Source organism: Dysgonomonas sp. GY75 (genome assembly GCF_015234155.1).
Lineage (GTDB): Bacteria > Bacteroidota > Bacteroidia > Bacteroidales > Dysgonomonadaceae > Dysgonomonas > Dysgonomonas gadei.
In genome coordinates this window covers 1-19,251 of record NZ_JADCLQ010000009.1, presented here as the reverse complement: position 1 = coordinate 19,251, position 19,251 = coordinate 1, and the positions used below count along the sequence as shown (strand labels likewise).

The 19,251-nt window shown below is 36.8% G+C and carries 17 protein-coding genes; 11 read left to right on the top strand and 6 right to left on the bottom strand.

Annotated features, from left to right (window positions below):
* The first annotated feature begins 5 nt into the window (after positions 1–5).
* From IR083_RS04390 to IR083_RS04370, 6 genes are read left to right on the top strand one after another with little or no spacing between them, the layout of a single operon-like run.
* Positions 6–824: a hypothetical protein gene (locus IR083_RS04390; protein ID WP_194223400.1), complete on the top strand. Its 819-nt coding sequence runs from the start codon at positions 6–8 to the stop codon at positions 822–824.
* A gap of 2 nt (positions 825–826) precedes the next feature.
* Positions 827–3,916 carry a hypothetical protein gene (locus IR083_RS04385; protein WP_006799355.1) on the top strand — a complete coding sequence of 1,030 codons (3,090 nt, stop codon included), beginning with the start codon at positions 827–829 and terminating at the stop codon, positions 3,914–3,916.
* A gap of 49 nt (positions 3,917–3,965) precedes the next feature.
* Entirely contained in the window at positions 3,966–4,139 is a 174-nt protein-coding gene (locus tag IR083_RS24600; RefSeq protein WP_006799354.1) for a hypothetical protein, read from the top strand.
* Between the two features lie 44 nt (positions 4,140–4,183).
* Positions 4,184–4,441 (top strand): hypothetical protein, encoded by a 258-nt coding sequence (locus IR083_RS24595; protein ID WP_006799353.1) that lies wholly within the window; start codon positions 4,184–4,186, stop codon positions 4,439–4,441.
* Positions 4,428–4,946, top strand: coding sequence for a glycoside hydrolase family 108 protein (locus tag IR083_RS04375; RefSeq protein ID WP_194223399.1), 519 nt, complete (start codon positions 4,428–4,430; stop codon positions 4,944–4,946). Before IR083_RS24595 ends, IR083_RS04375 begins: the two co-directional genes overlap by 14 nt.
* A complete protein-coding gene (locus tag IR083_RS04370) occupies positions 4,943–5,461 on the top strand; it encodes a hypothetical protein (RefSeq protein ID WP_006799350.1) in 519 nt (172 codons plus the stop codon). The genes IR083_RS04375 and IR083_RS04370 overlap by 4 nt, the downstream gene beginning before the upstream one ends.
* 76 nt (positions 5,462–5,537) lie before the next feature.
* On the opposite strand, the gene IR083_RS04365 is transcribed toward IR083_RS04370, so the two are convergent.
* From IR083_RS04365 to IR083_RS24780, 3 genes are read right to left on the bottom strand one after another with little or no spacing between them, the layout of a single operon-like run.
* Positions 5,538–5,987: a hypothetical protein gene (locus tag IR083_RS04365; RefSeq protein WP_006799349.1), complete on the bottom strand. Its 450-nt coding sequence runs from the start codon at positions 5,985–5,987 to the stop codon at positions 5,538–5,540.
* Positions 5,987–6,427: a hypothetical protein gene (locus IR083_RS04360; protein ID WP_006799348.1), complete on the bottom strand. Its 441-nt coding sequence runs from the start codon at positions 6,425–6,427 to the stop codon at positions 5,987–5,989. The genes IR083_RS04365 and IR083_RS04360 overlap by 1 nt, the downstream gene beginning before the upstream one ends.
* Complete coding sequence (locus IR083_RS24780) at positions 6,424–6,555, bottom strand: hypothetical protein (protein ID WP_260397859.1); 132 nt, start codon at positions 6,553–6,555, stop codon at positions 6,424–6,426. Before IR083_RS24780 ends, IR083_RS04360 begins: the two co-directional genes overlap by 4 nt.
* Positions 6,556–7,281: 726 nt before the next feature.
* Between IR083_RS24780 and IR083_RS04355 the strand changes: the two genes are divergently transcribed.
* On the top strand, positions 7,282–8,754 hold the full coding sequence (locus tag IR083_RS04355) for a T9SS type A sorting domain-containing protein (RefSeq protein WP_006799347.1): 1,473 nt from the start codon (positions 7,282–7,284) through the stop codon (positions 8,752–8,754).
* Positions 8,755–8,804: 50 nt separating this feature from the next.
* Here the strand turns inward: IR083_RS04355 and IR083_RS04350 are convergent, their stop codons facing one another.
* A complete protein-coding gene (locus tag IR083_RS04350) occupies positions 8,805–8,957 on the bottom strand; it encodes a thermonuclease family protein (RefSeq protein ID WP_006799346.1) in 153 nt (50 codons plus the stop codon).
* Positions 8,958–9,146: 189 nt separating this feature from the next.
* Between IR083_RS04350 and IR083_RS04345 the strand changes: the two genes are divergently transcribed.
* Genes IR083_RS04345 through IR083_RS04330 form a run of 4 tightly spaced genes read left to right on the top strand, consistent with a single transcriptional unit; the run spans position 9,147 to position 17,877 of the window.
* Entirely contained in the window at positions 9,147–10,295 is a 1,149-nt protein-coding gene (locus IR083_RS04345; RefSeq protein WP_199343185.1) for a T9SS type A sorting domain-containing protein, read from the top strand.
* A gap of 12 nt (positions 10,296–10,307) precedes the next feature.
* A complete protein-coding gene (locus tag IR083_RS04340; RefSeq protein WP_194223398.1) occupies positions 10,308–13,967 on the top strand; it encodes an RHS repeat domain-containing protein in 3,660 nt (1,219 codons plus the stop codon).
* Positions 13,968–13,980: 13 nt separating this feature from the next.
* Positions 13,981–17,325, top strand: a complete 3,345-nt coding sequence (locus IR083_RS04335) for a DUF6443 domain-containing protein (protein WP_242052362.1) — start codon at positions 13,981–13,983, stop codon at positions 17,323–17,325.
* Between the two features lie 6 nt (positions 17,326–17,331).
* The gene (locus IR083_RS04330) at positions 17,332–17,877 is read left to right on the top strand and encodes a hypothetical protein (RefSeq protein WP_194223397.1); all 546 of its coding nucleotides are present in this window, start codon (positions 17,332–17,334) and stop codon (positions 17,875–17,877) included.
* Positions 17,878–18,071: 194 nt separating this feature from the next.
* Here IR083_RS04330 and IR083_RS04325 read toward each other — a convergent pair whose 3' ends face one another.
* Together IR083_RS04325 and IR083_RS04320 are read right to left on the bottom strand one after the other, a co-directional pair.
* Positions 18,072–18,425 (bottom strand): hypothetical protein, encoded by a 354-nt coding sequence (locus IR083_RS04325; protein ID WP_194223396.1) that lies wholly within the window; start codon positions 18,423–18,425, stop codon positions 18,072–18,074.
* A gap of 44 nt (positions 18,426–18,469) precedes the next feature.
* The coding region (locus IR083_RS04320) for a helicase-related protein (protein ID WP_194223395.1) at positions 18,470–19,251 on the bottom strand (782 nt) is incomplete at its 5' end.

Sequence of the window (19,251 nt, the reverse complement as noted above, 5' to 3'; positions counted from 1 at the left end):
ATCATATGGGAGTAGCAATAGTTGTACCCGAAGTGGATTGGAGCGACAAATCAGTAGCTCAGGTAACAATAGTAGGCGGAGAAGTTCCAGACCCTACAATCCCGGCAGAAGTGCGGATAATGTACACTTCTTATCTGTCAAAAACAGGCCGTGCAACAAACGATAATTTGTTGAATATGCTGGCCGAATTGTACGCGGCATCAGTATTAAGTAAGTCTACAGGTTTATTCTATCTTGCATCACCTGAAAACAATCTGGAACATGTAAAGTACAGTATTATTAACCTTAGAGCGCTTACTGTGAACAATACGCCTCTAGTAACTGCTACCGGAACCGGAGGGACTACAAAAGCGGGAGACTTTACAGACACAGGAGGCTACAATCTTTCGGCAAAAGGTTTGTTAGTTGTTTTTATGCTATCCGCAGCACCTACCGGTACCGGTATCGATTGGGGGGCAGATGCTAATAAAGTTTGTGCGTTTGTTTCGAATGGAAGAGATGGAAACTATATTAGTAATACCATAATGGTTTGGTCTGATGGTACTGCTATATCGACAACAGAAGACGCAACCGAAAAGAAAGGCGTATATTCTTATTATGTAAAGGGTACATCTGCAAGGTTTAAGCATAATACGGTAGATTTAACAAAGACACTAACAGCAAGTTCTACAAATCCGTGGAATCCTAAGTTATTAACTTATGGCTCTGTGAATAACCGTACAACCGCTGTACATAAAATGTATGCAACATTTAATAACGATATGACTGTGGATGAGATAAATGCTATACATGGCATTTTTGAAAAATATAAGGATTTGATATAATTATGCAACTATACACACCCGATAATCAACTTTTAATTAGCGAAGTCGATGACAAAAGTTATCGTATTCGTGAGATAATGAGCCAGCATAATGTTACTATTTATGTATCCAGTGCAGAGCCGATAGATTTTAAAGTGGGTTGTTATTTGGATTTCCAGGGCATAAGATATACCATAAGAAAGAAGTCTGGTATAAAAAAAGATGGTATCCGTAATCTGACTTATACTATCATATTCGAATCCCCTCAGGCAGACACAGAGAAAAGGACAATCCGTAACCGGGCTGATAAGAGACTAAAGTTTCCTTATACAGCAACACCTAGGGAACATGCAGAATTAATTGTATGGAACCTGAACCAGATAGGAAACGGAGGTTTTACTTTGGGTGAATGTATTGTTGCTGAAAGAGCAGTAATTAATTACAATCATACAAAGTGCTGGGATGGCCTCAAGATGATAACGGATACATTTAATACGGAATTTGAATTTGTCAATAAAACACTCCATATTCGTAAGGTTGAATATAATAGAGAGAATCCTCTTGTGCTGGCATATGGTCGGGGAAATGGCTTTAAGAAAGGAATAGCACGTGAGAATGTGGATAGTCGTGTACCTATTGAAATATTGGCAGTACAGGGCGGTTCCCGAAATATAAATGCTTCGAAATATGGTAACAGCGAACTATTATTACCGAAGGGACAGACAATTGCTTTTGACGGAGCTTTCTTTGAAGATCAGGTTGGTTTTGACCCATCGTTAGCCAAGACTTATAAAGTCGATGCGGAGGGTTTTTCAATACAGCGAGCAGATAAACCTCTTGTCTCTTATGAGGATAGTTCTACAGATCTCTCAAATATCTATCCAAACAGGGTCGGTACAGTAACAAATGTTGAAGTAACCGGATCCGGAAATTATAATATCTATGATACTACTATTCCTGAAAATCTCGATTATTCACTCTATCGCATAGCAGGCGAAGAAATGAGTATTATATTCCAAAGTGGTGACCTTACCGCAAAAGAGTTCAATGTTTTGCAGGATAAGGACAGGATAACCGGCTATATACATTCTCAACGCAAAATCATGCTTGTATCACAGGAATACGAAGGGCAGATTATGCCGAACCAGACATGGGCTCCGAAAGTCGGAGATAAGTATGCGGTCTTCGGAATGATGATGCCGGAGGAGTATATTCGGGATGATAATAGCAAGTCTGGAGCAAGCTGGGATATGTTCAGGCAAGCAGTCAAGCTCCTTTACGAAGAAGAACAGAAAAAATTTTCATTTACAGGAACGCTTGATGGCATTTGGGCGAATAAGGACTGGGTGAATATCGGGGGGAAGATTGTCCTTGGAGGTTATGTCCGCTTTACTGACGATCACCTGATAGAATCAGAAGATGAAGTAGCCGAGAGTGTCCTTATCAGACAGACGGCGATTAAAGACTTTATTAATAAGCCCACTTATACTGAAATTACATTGGCCAATGTTACTGCTGCGACTTATAATGAAGACTTTAGAAAAATCCCAGAGAATGAAGTAAAGGCTGAAGCTGAGAATAGAAATACAGTTAACTATGTGAAACGCTCTTATCGCGGAATGATAGAGCTTGTAAACAATATTTACGATCCATCAGGCAGTTTCCAAGAGGATATCTTGAGCGCTGTTGCTGTTCGTGCCATGATGGGAGCTTTCGGCGACGAACTGCTGCAATATGTATTTTTGGATGAAACTTTCACCAATGAGATAGAACCCAATATTGCATATAGCTCCACAAACAAGCGTATAGAATGCGATGCTGCTTATATCCGTCACATGACAATCGGTATCGACACCGTGCAGCCTGACAGGGATAAAACAGAGTATCTTCACTGGGTAGTACCGTCTTACAATTCGGCTGTTTTAGTTGATTTTCCTACACAGTTTTATTATCTGTATTTGAAAGTCTCTAAAGCCTATACCACAAATGAAGATGGTTTTAAAATAGGTGATGGCGAGTGGTTTATCTCCGAAACGAAAGTCGACTTTGACAGTGATCCCGATAATTATATTCTTTGGGCTGCATTCATCAACTCGGAAGAAAGCGCAAACAGACAAATAACAAACATGTTCGGGTTTGCTGAGTTAACCCCGGGTATGCTTAGAATAAATAACATGGCATCTTTGGATGGTAATAGTTACTTGAGATTCTTGGCGAATCAGTTTAAATTTGGGAACGGCAATCAGTCCATTGATTGGAATGTCACAGAGCCGAATACTCTTTCATTGACAAATGCCACTGTGCGCGACACACTAAAAGTAGCTGGCAGTGCATTGATAGCAGGATTTAAGTTTTACAATGACTGGATTGAAAGCGTTAAGACTGTAACATATAACTCCGTCACCTATCATGCTGTGAAAATAATAGGAAATGATACTCAGGGATATATAGAGTTAAATTCAGTTGTTACAAAATGGACGGAAGACAAAGGGAATGTTAATGTCTTGCAGAAGATTAAAATAGATTCGAACACAGGCGAAATATCGTCCAGCGCTGAAAGTGAAAATGAAGTAAGCCATTTTAGCTCTCAAGGCTTTTTTTCTAATAGAGCAGGTGTCGAAGCTATTTCAGCGGCTACGGGTGCCAGCCTTAAAGCGGCTATGGTTGGTCTTGGTTTCGGAAAGATGGATGAGTCCGCATGGGGCGGTGGCTGGGGGATTGTCGGTGTGTATGGAGATGCAAATAACAGTTCGGCAAATCCAGCCCCCGCTTATGGCGGTTGGTTCAATGTTCTTAAAGCAAATGGGTTGTGTTTGGCTTCAAGAAGAGTGTCAGTAAATACGGTATTAACTAATAGAGATTGCTTTGTGAGTTGTTACAACGCGTCATCCATAAGTTTAAATCTTCCGGAAAAACCATACGAGGGACAATTTATTAGAGTAAGATTGATATATCAAGGCCAAAGTGTCAATATTATTAGTGAGTATAATGGTAACCAGATTAAAATTAACGCTGGACAATATGGAATAATATCCTCAATAAATATTTCAGATGCTATAACATGCGATTTTGTTTATGACGGTCAGGCATGGATATTTACACGATTAGATTAATTTATTTTTTAGAAAAATTTTAATTTCTAGGTTATATTTTAAAGGAAAAATGACACTAGAAATTAACTATCAGCAATTATTTGTAGTCTGTGTCTTATTATTTGCAGAATACATACTTGTTTTATTAGCTGTTGTGGCCGATCTGATATCCGGATGTAGGAAGGCTAAAAAAGAGGAGAACTTAGAAGTTCATTCGGGTTTAGAAGAACCGTCGATAAACTAGCCAGGTATTACATTCCCTTATTTGCTTTAACTGTTGTGGATGCTATGCAAATGATTGTAGTCGGCTACCTGAATGGTTATCATGGTTATTCGATCCCACTTCTGCCAGTTTTTACTCTATTAGGCGCAATAGGCATTGGTATAATAGAAGTGAAATCCATACTTGAAAAAGCTGAAGATAAGGCCAAATTTGAAAGGGTTGGCACATTGGCCAGCAGTATTATTAAAAATAGAGATGACGCGGCAGCTGTCATCGCAGAATTAGGTAAATATTTAAAAGAAGATAGTGATGGCAAAAGTTGAATTATTGGCTACAATTATTCTTAAGTGGGAGGGAGGATATGTTAAACATCCTAATGATAAAGGAGGGCCAACAAACAAAGGGGTTACCATTGCAACATGGCGAAAAGTAGGTTATGATAAAGACGGTGACGGGGATATTGATGTAGATGATCTCAAATTACTTTCAAATGAAGATGTAGTTAGTCGAGTGATGAAGCCTCACTATTGGGACAAATGGAAAGCCGACATGATAAAAAATCAATCTGTTGCAAATATTGTAGTTGATTGGATGTGGGGATCTGGTGCATGGGGAATAAAATACCCTCAAAGAATACTCGGAGTTAAAGATGATGGTGCAGTAGGGCCTAAAACATTAGATGCACTGAATAACTATCACGATCAGTCAGAGTTATTCAAAAAACTTTGGCTTCGGAGAAAACAGCACTTTGAAGATATAGTAAAGGCTGATCCTACACAAGCGGTATTTCTCAAAGGTTGGTTGAATAGGTTGAACGATATCCAATGAAAAAAGCAACTATAGTCATTATTTATGGAATTATCTGTTTAGTTATTGGCTTCTTTTTCGGTCGTTTGTACATTGACTCAGAACCGAAGTTAGAATATATAAAAGGGGCCACAACAACCGGATCAGTAAGTCTGACACAGTTTGAACCGATAAAGGAAGAAAAGCCGGATATCCAATACCGGGATACAGGCAGTATAAAGTATGTGAATCTTCCGGCAGATACTGCCGCTATAATTGCAGACCGGGAACTAAAAAGGACATATAAACTAACAGCCTTCGACAATAAAACACAAGGTAAGTTAGAGTTATTCCCGGTTATTCAATATAACAGACTTGCGGCTTTAGATTATAATTATACTCCAATAATAGAACGGCAAACAATATATAAGACAAAAGTATGGCAGCCATTTATATCAGGATCATATTCTACTTTGAATTATTTATGTAGGTATCGGCGGTGGGGTGTTTTATCACAATCTAGGATTGGAATATCAGTATCAAAAGAGTTTGGGTAATCAAAATAACGGGCATTTGATAGGTGGGAAGTGGATGTTTTAAGTATATAAATTAAGACTGTTTCAGAAAACTTAATCATGAAGATGGGTGATCTTTATCTTCAAATTGTAAAGTAACATCAGCATCTATTATATTTGAGTTTATTGCATGTAATATAAAAGGTTTTTTATCATGCGTTTCTATTGTAGCGAGAAGATAACCCCTCAAGATATTTATAGAATCATTAAACAAATTTATCAACAAACTCTTTTTTAAAACAATTTGATTATCTACACAGTGTTTTGTCCAATATCCATTGTCAATTTTAAAATACACACTGATAGCTGAGTTTAGATATTTTTTTTCACCAACTCTGTATTCTAATTCTGGAATTAGTTTGATTGAGCTATTGTTTTTTACTGAAACACCTATAGATAGTGATGTTGAAATAGTTATTTTAGTCCCTTTTTTCAACTCCTTCATATTGTCAATTATGGCAATATCTTTTGTTTCTATATTTTCTATTTTATATTTATTTAAAGCCATTAGCAAGGGATACTCTTTATCTTATTATCTTTAAAAATAGATACCTCTTTTGTGTATTTATCCTTATTTGTACTCGACGATCTTTCTATTAATATCGTGGTCGTTTTGCTTAATATTTTATTTTGCGCGGTATTATAACTAATTTGAAATATATCATATGCTGGAATATTATTTTTTTCATAGGATATAAATTCATTCGTTATTTTGAACCTTTTATCTTCAGTCGCAAAAAGGAATGATTCATTTTCAAAATCCCTAGACAAACTTTCATAGATAGAATTCTCTTTTTCACAATAATCTTCACTATCTACAATATCCTTAGGAAATACTGCGATATAATGTGACTTGTAGTTTGTATTATATTTATAAAAGAATTTGATATTATGATATTTAGCAATCATCTCACCAAACCACTTAAATAATATATCTTTTGATTTCATAAGTTTAATCCTCCTAAAGCATTTTTTACTTTATAAATAACAGCTTTAGCTTCTTCCAAAGCATCTAAACTCCCATCAGGTCCGACTTCTTCTTCGCAGTAATCTGCTATTTTCCGCTTTTCTTTCAAAAATATGAAATCTTCTCTGATATTTTTATTGTTTTAGGATTATTTATTTTTTTGAATAAATTCTCCAATAGAAAGTTGTGGGACTCAGGTCTATCTTCATTTTGTGTAGAGTATGATAAATTGAGATTGTTTTTAAGTATACATTTTAAATATTGAAAACAGCCATAATATGAACAATGAACACTTGCATTATATTCACCTAGGTTGATTAAATCTTGAGCAAGTTTTAGATTCGTATCTGACTTTTTCTTCATTAAGCTCATAGCGTAACGTAATGAGACTCTATACTTTTAGTTTCAAATAGTAGTTATTCTTTCAGCCGACAAAGTAACAAATAATAATTACAATAACAATAAAATAAGTAATAAATAAAGTAATATATTATTCCAGTCACTTCACATTATAATAACAACCTTTATTCCCTTTAGTTCACTCTATTGATAATTGGATTCAGATAAAATGCAAAATTTTCAAAAATACTCATACATCTTTTTCTCACTAGTAGTAGGCATTATATTAAAGTAACTGATCATTATAACATTCTCTCTCAAATTAAACCTATTTCTTTATGTTAAATTTATAGATGTTGTATTATCTTTGAAAGAGTTATTAACCTTAAATTAAATGCCTATGAAATAAAATTACTCATCTTTCTATTTGTGATAAAATATTGTATGCAATAGGCTTCCCCAAAGTGATTATTGTTTAATTAATATTTTATTGATTATGAAGAAAATATTGTTGATTATAATATATATAATGGGTATCTCGGTTTGTGCTTATGCACAAATTAGGGATATTCAAGGAAATTATGATGTAACTACAGGTTCAACATGGCTATATAGATTGAATTTTACCTCTGCGTTGAAAGAGGATACAAAATTTATTATCAGAACTAGTAAATATGGTACTTTTACAAATAGCCAAGATACATCGCGTATAGAAACTGTGAAAAAAGGTGCAACTATGTATGAATTTCATGTTCAATGGGGTGGAGTGGCAACTAATGATGCGAAAATAACAACATATAAACAAGGTGATATACCTGCAAATACTAAAACCTTAAAAATAAAAATAACAAAAGCAATCACTGATCCACCACAGCAACAATATGGTAGTATTAAAATCGACGGGCCAGATTATATTCCGTACGGGGAAATTGTTCAATTTGTAGCCTATCAGGGTAGTGAGGGATATGAATCATGGCCAAAATATGATATTAATACTGATTTATTTGAAATAATAAATACAGAATACACTTATGCTCCTGTTTACCGCACTTATATAAAACTGAAAGCCAAACAAAATATATATAGCAAAAAAACAATAAAGGCTTATTACCACGTCACTATGAATAACATAGAATATCATTATTCAGGACGAAAAGACGTTATAATACATCCTAAACATAGCATTAAAGCTGAAAATTTGATACTATGTACAAGCCAAACTATGGTATATAAGATAGAACCTTTGGCTTCTGTCATCACATGGCAATCCTCCACCAATATGACTCTTGTCTCAGGTCAGGGGACTCCTAATGCGACTTTCCGTGCTTCAGGGAATGGATATGGAACAGCGAAAGCAACTGTTATATATGATGGCGTAAGTTATCAACTGGAAAACTCTCAAGTGTGGGTAGGAAAGCCATTAACACCAATTATAAGAGGTAATGAGAGGCTAGAAGAATATCAATCCCAATTAGCTTATTTTTTCGATGGAGAAATTACAGGGGCGAGTGAATTTGAATGGAGAATAGAGGGGAATGCTTCTATGTTAGATGTTTCTAAAGGCAACGTAATCACAATACCTTCTGAGACAAATATATTACCAATGTCAATAAGAACACAGTCTATAGGATTAGGTAGATGGGGAGAATTTAATTTATTTTTGAAAACAAAAAACATTTGTGGAACAACTCCAGAGGCGTTTGTCCATGGACGCATTAAAGGTGGAAAACCAACTCCAGAAGAAATATCTGATTTTTCTTTATCTTCATTGAAGACTTACACTTCAGATGATGTTGCCTCCGCTAACATTCGCATCTACTCCTTCCCTACAGGTTCGCTTGTTTACAAAGAAAATAAAGCGATCAATTTCGATATCCAGAATACGACCCTTAATGCAGGTATCTATATTCTGGAAAAAACTGACGAAGAAGGTAATGTGACGCGTGAGAAAGTGATGAAAATAAAATAGTGAAGAATAGCTTCCAATAGTTGAACCGCCTATATTCTAAGAAAGGAGGTTCATTTTCTTTTCTCCTTTCTCCACTGCCACGGATCGACAGCATTATTATCTTTCCAAAGACCTCTTTTATCAGCTTTGGCTTTCTCCTGAAGCTTGATGTAATATTTACCTTTTGAGTATTTGTAATTGCATGCATAACCGGATCGGATCATTTCTTTACACAATTTTTATGTTTTAAAACCTGCTATCAAATATTAAATATTAATTAAATTATGTTATTTTTATATTTTGTTTGTGAAATATGAAGGAGACATTTATCTATATGATAAAAAGAGAAACATTTCTCTTTATATAAAGTACCTGAAATCGTAATTTAAAGACTAATAATTAATATCTTAACTATGAATCTTGCCCAAATTCTCGTCCTGCTATCCCTGTGGGTAGCATTACCCGGTTTTAGTCAATTGAACAGTTCTCACAACCATCTTCGTCCCGGTGATGTGTTAATAAAACAACAGGTAGAATATAGAGATCCCGGCAATGCTGGCAAAGATCAGCTGTGGGATTTCAGTAATCTCAAGACTCTGAATGACGCCTATACCCTGACATATTCGTTACCACCTCTGGAAGGGGATAGTGTCTATATACTGGGAGATACCCGCTATCCTAAAAAGGATATTTCGGACAATGAGCTGATTGTGGGTACAGAACATAATACAATGTATTATTACCGGATGATACATGATTCCCTGTTACAGACCGGGCATGAAAACCCCGTTGTCGAACTGAAATATACCAACCCTATGATACTGATGCAATATCCGCTGAATTACAGTCAGTCGATTAGCTCGGATTATACCTCTAAAGGTTTGTATTCTGGTACAGTGGCTATACAGACCCATGGCACAATGGTTACCGCAGCTGATGCTTATGGTAAGATGATACTGCCTTCGGGAGATACGTTAAGTCCTGTACTTCGGGTAAAGACAATACAAACCATCCTGAATACCCCTGTAGAAGGTTCATCTGGCATAGAGACGGGCGATCAGGGCAAACAGCTCGAGACCTGCCGCTGGTACAGTAAAGGCTATCGTTATCCGGTATTTGAGACAGTGAGGAATATTAACATAAATGACAGTACGGAAATCTTTTCTACTGCATTTTTCTATCCGCCACAAGATCATCTTTATCTGGATACTGATCCTGAAAATCTTGCTTTGCAGGAAGAGGTATGGGATATGGATAAGAAACAGGAGGAACTGCAAGAACAGGTAAAAACAATTTCTATGGAAGATATAATGACCTGTAAGATATATCCCAATCCTGTAATATCGGTTATGAATCTGGAATATGAGTTGAAGACGGACGCTAATGTGTCTTTCGAGCTATACTCGATCGATGGTATGCCTGTAAAGAAGATAAAGACACAAAAGAAGACAGTAGGGAATTATTATGAAACGATTGATTGCTCGGGTTTGTTTCCGAAGAATTATGTGTTGAGGATTACAGCAAATGGATTGAGTGTTAATGAAGTGATTATTAAGAAGTAAAAAGAAAGTGTTATGAAAAAATATAAATTGATAATTTTTATAATCTGCATTGCATATTATCAACTAAATGCGCAAACACCCACTCCGGAAGAAATACTTCGTTCATATTCCATTCAACCTGTAGAGCCGACAACATCGTCATTAGGAAGATACGGTGAATATCAGATGGATTATTCCAATGGATTACCTGACATTTCGATTCCGTTATATGAAATCAAGAGTGGGGATCTAATCGTTCCTATAACATTACGATATCAAGGTGGAGGTATCAAGGTGCAGCAGGAAGCTACCTGGGTCGGCTTGGGTTGGGACCTGTTTTATGGCGGACAGGTTACCCGTGTAGTGCATGGGTTTCCGGACGAAGATGAACCTGATGTATCGCAATGGCCTACGGCTAGTCAGATACGCGATTATATGGACCAATATAAATCAGATATGGACAATAGTTATCTCAAATATTTAGCAGAAGGTAAAACTGCGGGCTATTCCTTTATGCCGGATGAATATTATTATAATGCAGGTATGGAAAGTGGCAAATTTGTAGGAGAAGCAGAAAAAGTATTGATACCTTACAAACCCGTAAAAATAAAAGGAGGATCAACGGGTTGGAGTATCACTAATTCAGAAGGCATCACATACTCTTTCAAAAAAAATGAGACATCTACTTATACCGCTCAACATGTGATATCTCGTTATACATCGGCATGGGGAGTCGAAAAAATAACATCTCCTCATAATCACACCATTACTTATGAATATCAAACCGATGGTAATTATGTACCCGATAAGGCTTCGATGTATCAAGGTTATTATCATTCTTATATTGATATATCTGCACCTTGGTATTCAGAATCTAATATTAATCATACTATTCCTTTACAAAAAACAATCCTCGGGATGAAAATAGAAAGTACAAAGCCTCAATATATTTATTTTGAAGGAGGCCGGGCGACATTTATATTATCACCGCGAACTGATATAACAAACAATGACGGTTCGGCTCCAATTCAAAAACTGGATAGAATCCTTATAGAACGCATACAGGAAAATGGTTTATATGAACCAGTCAAATACTTTCAGCTCAATTATTTCTACAGAGAAAACCGGCTGTTTTTAAGTGGCGTTGATGAAGTCTCTAAGGGTGAAAGCAAACAGGTTGCTAAATTTGAATATGATACGACTCCTTTACCTGATAAGGGCAGCTATTCATATGATTATTGCGAATATTACAATGGTAGTATGAACATAACTCCAATACCACGCTATAATATTCTCACTAGAGGAGGAGAAATTATCTCATTTGGAGGAGCCAATAAAAATGTTGTGGAATCATATACAAAGGCCGGAACTCTTATCTCGGTAGTATACCCGACCAAAGGAAGAACAGTTTTTACATGGGAAAATCATCGTTACGGATCGGCACAGCCGATATATGACAGGCAATATACAAAAGAAGAATCGGTTAGGGTGGCTGGAAGTAGCGATATCACATGCTCCGACAATCATCCTCCCCATAAAGAAGATAATTATATAACTTTTACAAATTATGTGGATCAAAGTATAAATGTATCAGGGTTAATAAAGTTAATCAATACAACTGATTTCCAACATGAAAAATATGATTGGGGAAGTATCACGTTTACAGACCTAACTTCAGGAAGAGTATGGCTGAGTAAATCTTTAAGTAAATATACTACCATTTCTATTAATGAAGTAATTAGCCTACAAGCTAACCACACATATTCTGTAAGAGTTATGACTAATTGTTCTAATGTAACTGCCTATCTCGGATTTACTTATAACAATTACGATCCTAATACTGATAAGTATAATTATCCTTATGGCGGTTTGCGGATTAAGGCAATAACCAATTATGATGCAGATGGAAAGTTCCTGGATAGGAGCAAATTCACTTATACAATTCCGGATAATCCAAATAAATCCAGCGGATATATAACTAATACGGCAGATGTTTTGCTCTCAAAGCATACAAAAAGTGTAGGATGCGTCTATAAAAATCCAGGTTATCTCGATCCTGATTATACGAATGAATATACTGAAACTCATTTATATTATGATAATCCGACTACAGGAATCTATTCGAATAATCTGAGTTATCAATATGTACAGGTGCAAAAACTGGGACCGGATAATAAAAATAATGGGATTACCAAGTATGAATTTAAAACATATTTGGATCAACAATTGGATAGTGAATTACCTGTCATCTCCAATTCATCATTGCGCGGCCAATTATTAAAAGAAAGTATTTATGACAGTGAGAATAATCTAATAAATGAGACGACTAATTATTACAGTAATCACAGGGGAGTAAACCGATCGAGTCGCGGATTAAAAGTAAAACAGGGTACCCACATCTCATCAGTAGGGCTATGTCCGGCGGGTCATGAAGGAATATATTTATTAGAACATTTATATATTCCCTATGATTATACCTACTATTCCGAATGGTGTAAGATGGATAGTACCGTAAGTACCAACTATTACGGAGCCAGCCCAGTCCGGCAAAAAAGTGAATATGTTTATAATGACCTGGCCAGTTGTCGTCCTACCCAGATAACGACAGCATTGAACAATGGTAAGAAAAAGATAACTAATATCACCTATCCTCCCGCAATAACCAAGGAACTGCAATTTGATACGAAAGAAGAAAAAATAGATAATACTGTTATTTATAAACAAACGAATAAATATAGTAGCACTCCATCCGTACCTATAGGTTTTTCTTTTCTATCATTGGATAGTGTTCGTATAAAATATGGAACTGGGGAAGAAGAGACTGAAGTAAAAATGAAACGTGATACAAAATATAATCTCATTGAACTTTTACCGCGTTCAGCAAGCCCTACAGTCTATCTTTGGTCTTACTCCGGCCAATACCCAATTGCTGAGATCAAAAATACCACCTATAAGGATGTAGAAACAGCATTGGGTAAAGTTTTGATAGATCGAGTTTCCACTGCAATAATACCATCCGAAGCTGACATGAAAGTCATAAACGATTTGCGGAAGAATACGGCAACTCTTAAGAATGCCCATATCACCACCTATACTTATAAGCCCCTTGTCGGCATACTGACAGTTACCGACCCATCTGGCACCACCATTACTTACGAATACGACGCTTTTGACCGCTTGAAACGTGGCAACGATGTAGACGGGAAGACCGTTCATGAATACGATTATCATTATAACGGGGGGATATCAATACCTCCTATAGAACCTCCGATATCGCCTGAGGAGCCACCTGTAACTGAAAACGATATAATTCAATTCTCTGATATACAAATAAATAATGTGACTGGAATCGCGAAAGCAAAAATATCTTTGTCAAAATCCCAGACGATCACTTTTAAAGCGGAACTATTTGGCGCCCTGCCTAGAGCTAGGATTGCTATACCTATAGATGGTTGTGGCGCAAACTTTAGAATTGGAAATGAAAGCTTTTCTTTATTAGGCAATCGAAATGAAGTAAAAACATCTGAAAAAACAATTACATTGGGTGCAGGTAATCATGATGTAGTGATTGGTTTAGATATTATGAAACCTGATATTCTGGGAGTGTCTGCTTCTATAGAGATAATAAGTGTGAACGATGTAAAGGCAGAGATAGGAAGTAATAAAAGTATATCTGTTTATATGATGCAATAAAAAATAAATGGCTATGAAGAAAATACTATTATATATATGTTTATGTATAAGTCTGGGGACTTATTCCCAATCAGCAGATCAAAACTATGTTCGTACGCGTACTTATACCAAAGAAAATCAAAGTAATTATTTAGATCAGATCCAATACTTCGACGGTCTAGGCCGCCCCATGCAAACCGTAGAACGGGGTATCACTCCCAATGCCGCCGATCTGGTCACCTATCAGGAATATGATGCCTTCGGACGTGAAGCAAATAATTGGCTACCGGCAGTTGCGACTAGTAATAATGGAGCTTATATGCCTTTAGTCTCTTATAAAGCAAAAGCAATGGCTACTTACGCTAATGATTCGGCCTACAGCAGGCCTGTCTATGAAGCCTCACCGCTTAACCGTGTACTGGAACAATATGGTCCGGGTAAAGAATGGAGAAGTGATAAAAAAGCTGTAAGAACCGGATACCTGACTAATAAAAGCCGTACCGGAACTACAATTTTTGTTGCTGCTGATTCCCTGGCATGTGGCTTATATAAAACTGTTGATGATGTAAAAACCATCAGTTTGTCACGGACTGCCAACTATAATGCGAACGAGCTGCATGTTACTCGGTTCAGCGACGAAAATGGAAATATATCTTATGAGTTCAAGGATAAGTTAGGACAAGTAATATTGACACGTCAAATAAATGCGGGAGGCGTGTATGATACCAATTATATTTATGATAGCTACGGCAATCTCCGGGCAGTTCTTCCACCCGAAGCATCGGACAGACTGCTGAGTTCGTCAGCATGGTTGGAAACAGATGCGACTCTGAAGCAGTATGCCTACCTATATAAATACGACACCCGCAACCGCTGCATAGCAAAGAAAATACCGGGCTGCGAATGGGTATATTATGTCTACGACAAGGCTGACCGCCTGATATTCACTCAGGACGGCGAGCAACGTACCAAAGGAGAGTGGCTTTTTAGCATCCCTGATGCGCTCGGCAGAACAGTACTAACGGGTACTGCGAAGAATATATTTGATTATACAACCAATCCTTTGGGAACTATCGTTGTAAATGCTACGTGGGCGAAAGCCAACAATGCATATAAAGGTTATACTATTATAGGCGTGACCATAACTAATCCGACTATTTTATCTGCCAACTACTACGACAATTATGAGTTCATGGGTTTGAATACTATACCTGAAAATACAGATAACAATTTCAAATATATAGCTGAAGCAGGTTATGGCATATGGTCTGGGACGGATTATACCGATGCCAATAAGTATAAAAACAGGGGTTTGCTGACAGGTACATTAACAGCGCAGATAAATTATAATGGGACAGCATCTTCTTACCTGTATTCGGTGATGTACTATAATACTAAAAAACAACTGATTCAAACCAAATCGAACAGCCATCTGACTGGAGGAATCGAAAAGGAATACATTGCCTATAACTTCACAGGACAACCGACGCAAAGGAAGCATATACACTCCGCCACAGGCAAGAATACCCAGACAGAAGTCTATACTTATACTTATGACCATGCAGGCAGGTTATTGACCACTATCCACCAGCTGACAGACGGCACAACGGTAAAACCTCAGGTAACACTCGCGGAGAATACCTATGACGAATTGGGAAGGTTAAAGACCAATAAGAAAGGAGGAGTGGCTGGTACATTGGCAACCTATGCTTATAATGTGCGTTCGTGGACTAAATCCATAACTAGTCCATTATTTAGTCAAACATTGTATTACAACGAATCGTATGGCAGTAGTACCAAACAATATAGCGGTAATATTTCAGCTATGAACTGGTTAGTGCAAGGAGAAACCATGCTAAGAGGTTATACTTTTACTTATGACAACCTATCGCGGCTGACGGCAGCTAACTATTTAATTAATGGTACAGCCAATACGAACTTCAAGGCAGCCTACACATACGACAAACATGGCAATATGAAGACACTGCAACGATACGGAAAAACGGCAGCTTCGACTTACGGGCTGATCGATAACTTGACCATGACTCATACAGGCAATCAGTTGCTGGCAGCTAATGATGCCGTTGCCAATATCACCCTGACCGAGTCTGCCGATTTCAAAAACTACAGCAATGTGGCTACCGAGTACACCTACAATGCCAATGGTGCGATGAATAAAGATTTAAACAAAGGTATATCGGAAATCCAGTATAATTCGTTAAATTTACCACGTCAGATGGTGATAAACAGTCCGATAGCCAAGGCCAAGAACTATTACACCTATTCGGCTTCAGGCGTGAAGTTGAAAACAGAGCAGCGATATGATCCCAGCCTGAATGCTTCACCTATAGGCACTACCACTCCGGCCAATGATGGGCTAGCTGATTATAAGAATACCGATTATGTAGGCAATATTATTTATGAAACCACCAAGACAGGTTCTTCAATAATCAATAAGACCCGTATACAGGTTGAGGGGGGATATATCGAAAACGGAGTATATTACTATTACCTGACCGATCATTTAGGAAACAATCGTGTCGTTATAAATGCAAGTGGAACGGTAATCCAACGTAATCATTACTACCCATTCGGTATGGCCTTTGCCGAGGATACGAAAGCTGAACAGGGTTTACAACCTTACAAGTATAACGGTAAGGAGCTGGATCAGATGCATGGGCTGAATATGTATGATTATAGTGCGAGGTTTTATGAGCCTGGTATAGGGAGGTTTGCGACCGTTGACCCTCGAGCAGAAGATGATTATTTTTTATCACCATATGTTTATACATATAATAATCCTCTTCGATTTACAGATCCAACGGGAATGACTCCAAATGATTCAATAAAGGATGGAGGTATATTAAATACTATAACAATAGAGGGTACTATTAGTGCTGCTAATACATTTGCCTATTATTCTTTACCAATGGTATCATATGCAGATGATGCTGATAGAGCTTGGAATAAAGGAAATTATATAGGTTGGATCGGCAATGTACTATTAGGCACAGGAGATGGTTTGCTGTATTTTGCATCTTTGGGTTCCACTTCTTATATAAAAGGAGGTTCGGCGAGTTTATTAAAAGGAACTGTAAAGTCTGGTACCAGAGGTTTATGGGTTTTATCAAAAAAATATGCCGCATCAATAAAATCTCATAGCAAATGGGGTACATTCTATAAAAGTAAATCAGATGGACTCTGGTGGGTTGTGGATAAGACCAAACATGGAGGTAGTGAATTTAAAGTGTTTAAAGAAACGAATCAAGGCTTAGAATGGATACATGATGCTGACAAATATGGGGATTTTATTTCCGATAAACATAAAAGTGTAACAGGAACATTCATATCTTGGGGAGAATTAAAAACAGTATATTAAAATAATATGAATATCATAAGAGTAGTTGAGCCAAAAGAATTCCCATTAAAATGGGCGAATTTTAATAATTATCCAGAGAGCAAAGCTTATAAAAAAGAAGTTTATCTAAAAGAATTTGATAATATAGTTAATGGATTAATTGAGTTGTTCTATAATCTTTTTGATAACTATAAAACAAATCTATATGTCTATAACGATTCATGGTGGGATTTTACACTTGATACATGGGATTTTCAAAATAATACTCATGATTACAGTCTTGATAATAAGTCGAAAGAGGTAATAGACTATCTATCAATGCTTAAAAATTCAGGAATTGAAAAAGGGTATTCGGGTGTTTGTGCCTGTTTAAACTGGACCAATTTTTTACAAATAATACTTTCTTGTATTGTATCTCATCAGGCTATTTATAGTCCAATCTTTTATAATGCAAAAGAAAATTTCTTTTTCTATTTTCATCATACAGGGAGTATAGGTTTATATTATGAGAAAGAAAGCAATGCAATATTAAATATTTTGAATTTAGCAAACAAAAAATATCTAATTGAATAAATCAATAATCAGATAGTAGTCTCTCTTTTTCGGATTTACAATTACCAAGTAATTTTTTAAGATTTTTTGTTAGACGATTAAAAAATAAGATATAGTCCCCTTCTTTCGGAGTGGTCTCTATCGAGAACACTTACGCTCGCGCAGACGTCCCGTCTGAGTGTTTCGTAGCAATAATTATAATCCTGTCGGTATCATCATCGGCAGGATAATTTATCTATATACTTATTCATTTTTTTTATCCCAAACTCAATATACTCACTTCCTTTCTTTACAATTTCGGTTTCAACGATAGCCTTCTGTATAAGTTTGTCGTTGAAACCGTATTTCTTGCTTAAGATATCTTGAGTCGGTTTTACAGGATTATCCCAATCCGAAAGGGAGTTACTGAAGCCGAATTTGAAATGGATCTCATAAGGTGGCTCCGGTATCTTTATTTTAGGTAAAAGCCAGAGTAAGGTATTTTCGTATTGCTTATATTTTTCTGTCTTGAATCGTTTGCCTTTCCATGCTTCGTTAACAGAGAGAGGCTTAATGTCGATGCGTACCATTTTATATTTAAAATATAATAACGTTCAACAAAAGCCTCTTTCTCTTACAAGCTATTAACAATAGCCTGTTTCAGATTCATATTCGCAGCATGCCAATCGAATGATTTGAGCATCCATACTCTATACTCTTTAGGGATATCTTTGAATATTATTCCTTTATGTAACCCGAATGGCATTGTTTCAAGAGGTTTTCCGATTGAGCTATTTTGCTGTATTGACTTCTCTGCATCGCCTTTCTTTACTGTACCGATCTCGTGTATAGGAATGCCGGAGAGTAATCTTCCATCAGTACCGTACATCTTCCATATCCGTTCTTTCTCGAACGTTATATCTTCCACTTTTCCGAAACGATCTATATTGCCGGCAAGGTCGGATATTAAGCAATTCTCTTTCTCATCGTCGATACGCGTTCCTCTCCCTAGTATCTGATAATACAGAGCGATAGAAGCCGTTGAGATACCGAGGATAATACAATCTATCTTAGTGTAGTCAAAGCCTGTTGAAAGAACACGCACATTGAATATGACACGGATATTACCTTTCCTGAATTCGGAGATCACCCGTTCACGTTCCGAATCGTGCATGCCTGAATAGATGGCCGCCGAATTCGGATACTCCTGTGCGAATTGAATCGCTTCGTCAATAGATGGAACAAATGCCAGGATATGCTTTCGATCACTATTTATATCAAGTTCTTGTTTGATCTGATTATGTATATCGTTGTCTGCAAAGGCTCGTTGCATACTATCTTCGGTGAACTCTGATTTGGAAGAGTTGTAAACGAGTTGTGAGCTGTCGAATCCGGATGTTTTATATTCTAATTTAC

What these genes read in the sequence shown, in the direction of transcription:
- IR083_RS04340 (WP_194223398.1), top strand. Translation starts at nt 10,308, where the DNA reads ATGAAAAAATATAAATTGATAATTTTTATAATCTGCATTGCATATTAT.
- IR083_RS04360 (WP_006799348.1), bottom strand. Translation starts at nt 6,427, where the DNA reads ATGAAATCAAAAGATATATTATTTAAGTGGTTTGGTGAGATGATTGCT.
- IR083_RS04370 (WP_006799350.1), top strand. Translation starts at nt 4,943, where the DNA reads ATGAAAAAAGCAACTATAGTCATTATTTATGGAATTATCTGTTTAGTT.
- IR083_RS24600 (WP_006799354.1), top strand. Translation starts at nt 3,966, where the DNA reads ATGACACTAGAAATTAACTATCAGCAATTATTTGTAGTCTGTGTCTTA.
- IR083_RS04335 (WP_242052362.1), top strand. Translation starts at nt 13,981, where the DNA reads ATGAAGAAAATACTATTATATATATGTTTATGTATAAGTCTGGGGACT.
- IR083_RS04365 (WP_006799349.1), bottom strand. Translation starts at nt 5,987, where the DNA reads ATGGCTTTAAATAAATATAAAATAGAAAATATAGAAACAAAAGATATT.
- IR083_RS04385 (WP_006799355.1), top strand. Translation starts at nt 827, where the DNA reads ATGCAACTATACACACCCGATAATCAACTTTTAATTAGCGAAGTCGAT.
- IR083_RS04390 (WP_194223400.1), top strand. Translation starts at nt 6, where the DNA reads ATGGGAGTAGCAATAGTTGTACCCGAAGTGGATTGGAGCGACAAATCA.
- IR083_RS24595 (WP_006799353.1), top strand. Translation starts at nt 4,184, where the DNA reads ATGCAAATGATTGTAGTCGGCTACCTGAATGGTTATCATGGTTATTCG.
- IR083_RS04355 (WP_006799347.1), top strand. Translation starts at nt 7,282, where the DNA reads ATGAAGAAAATATTGTTGATTATAATATATATAATGGGTATCTCGGTT.
- IR083_RS04345 (WP_199343185.1), top strand. Translation starts at nt 9,147, where the DNA reads ATGAATCTTGCCCAAATTCTCGTCCTGCTATCCCTGTGGGTAGCATTA.
- IR083_RS04330 (WP_194223397.1), top strand. Translation starts at nt 17,332, where the DNA reads ATGAATATCATAAGAGTAGTTGAGCCAAAAGAATTCCCATTAAAATGG.
- IR083_RS04325 (WP_194223396.1), bottom strand. Translation starts at nt 18,425, where the DNA reads ATGGTACGCATCGACATTAAGCCTCTCTCTGTTAACGAAGCATGGAAA.
- IR083_RS04375 (WP_194223399.1), top strand. Translation starts at nt 4,428, where the DNA reads ATGGCAAAAGTTGAATTATTGGCTACAATTATTCTTAAGTGGGAGGGA.
- IR083_RS04350 (WP_006799346.1), bottom strand. Translation starts at nt 8,957, where the DNA reads ATGATCCGATCCGGTTATGCATGCAATTACAAATACTCAAAAGGTAAA.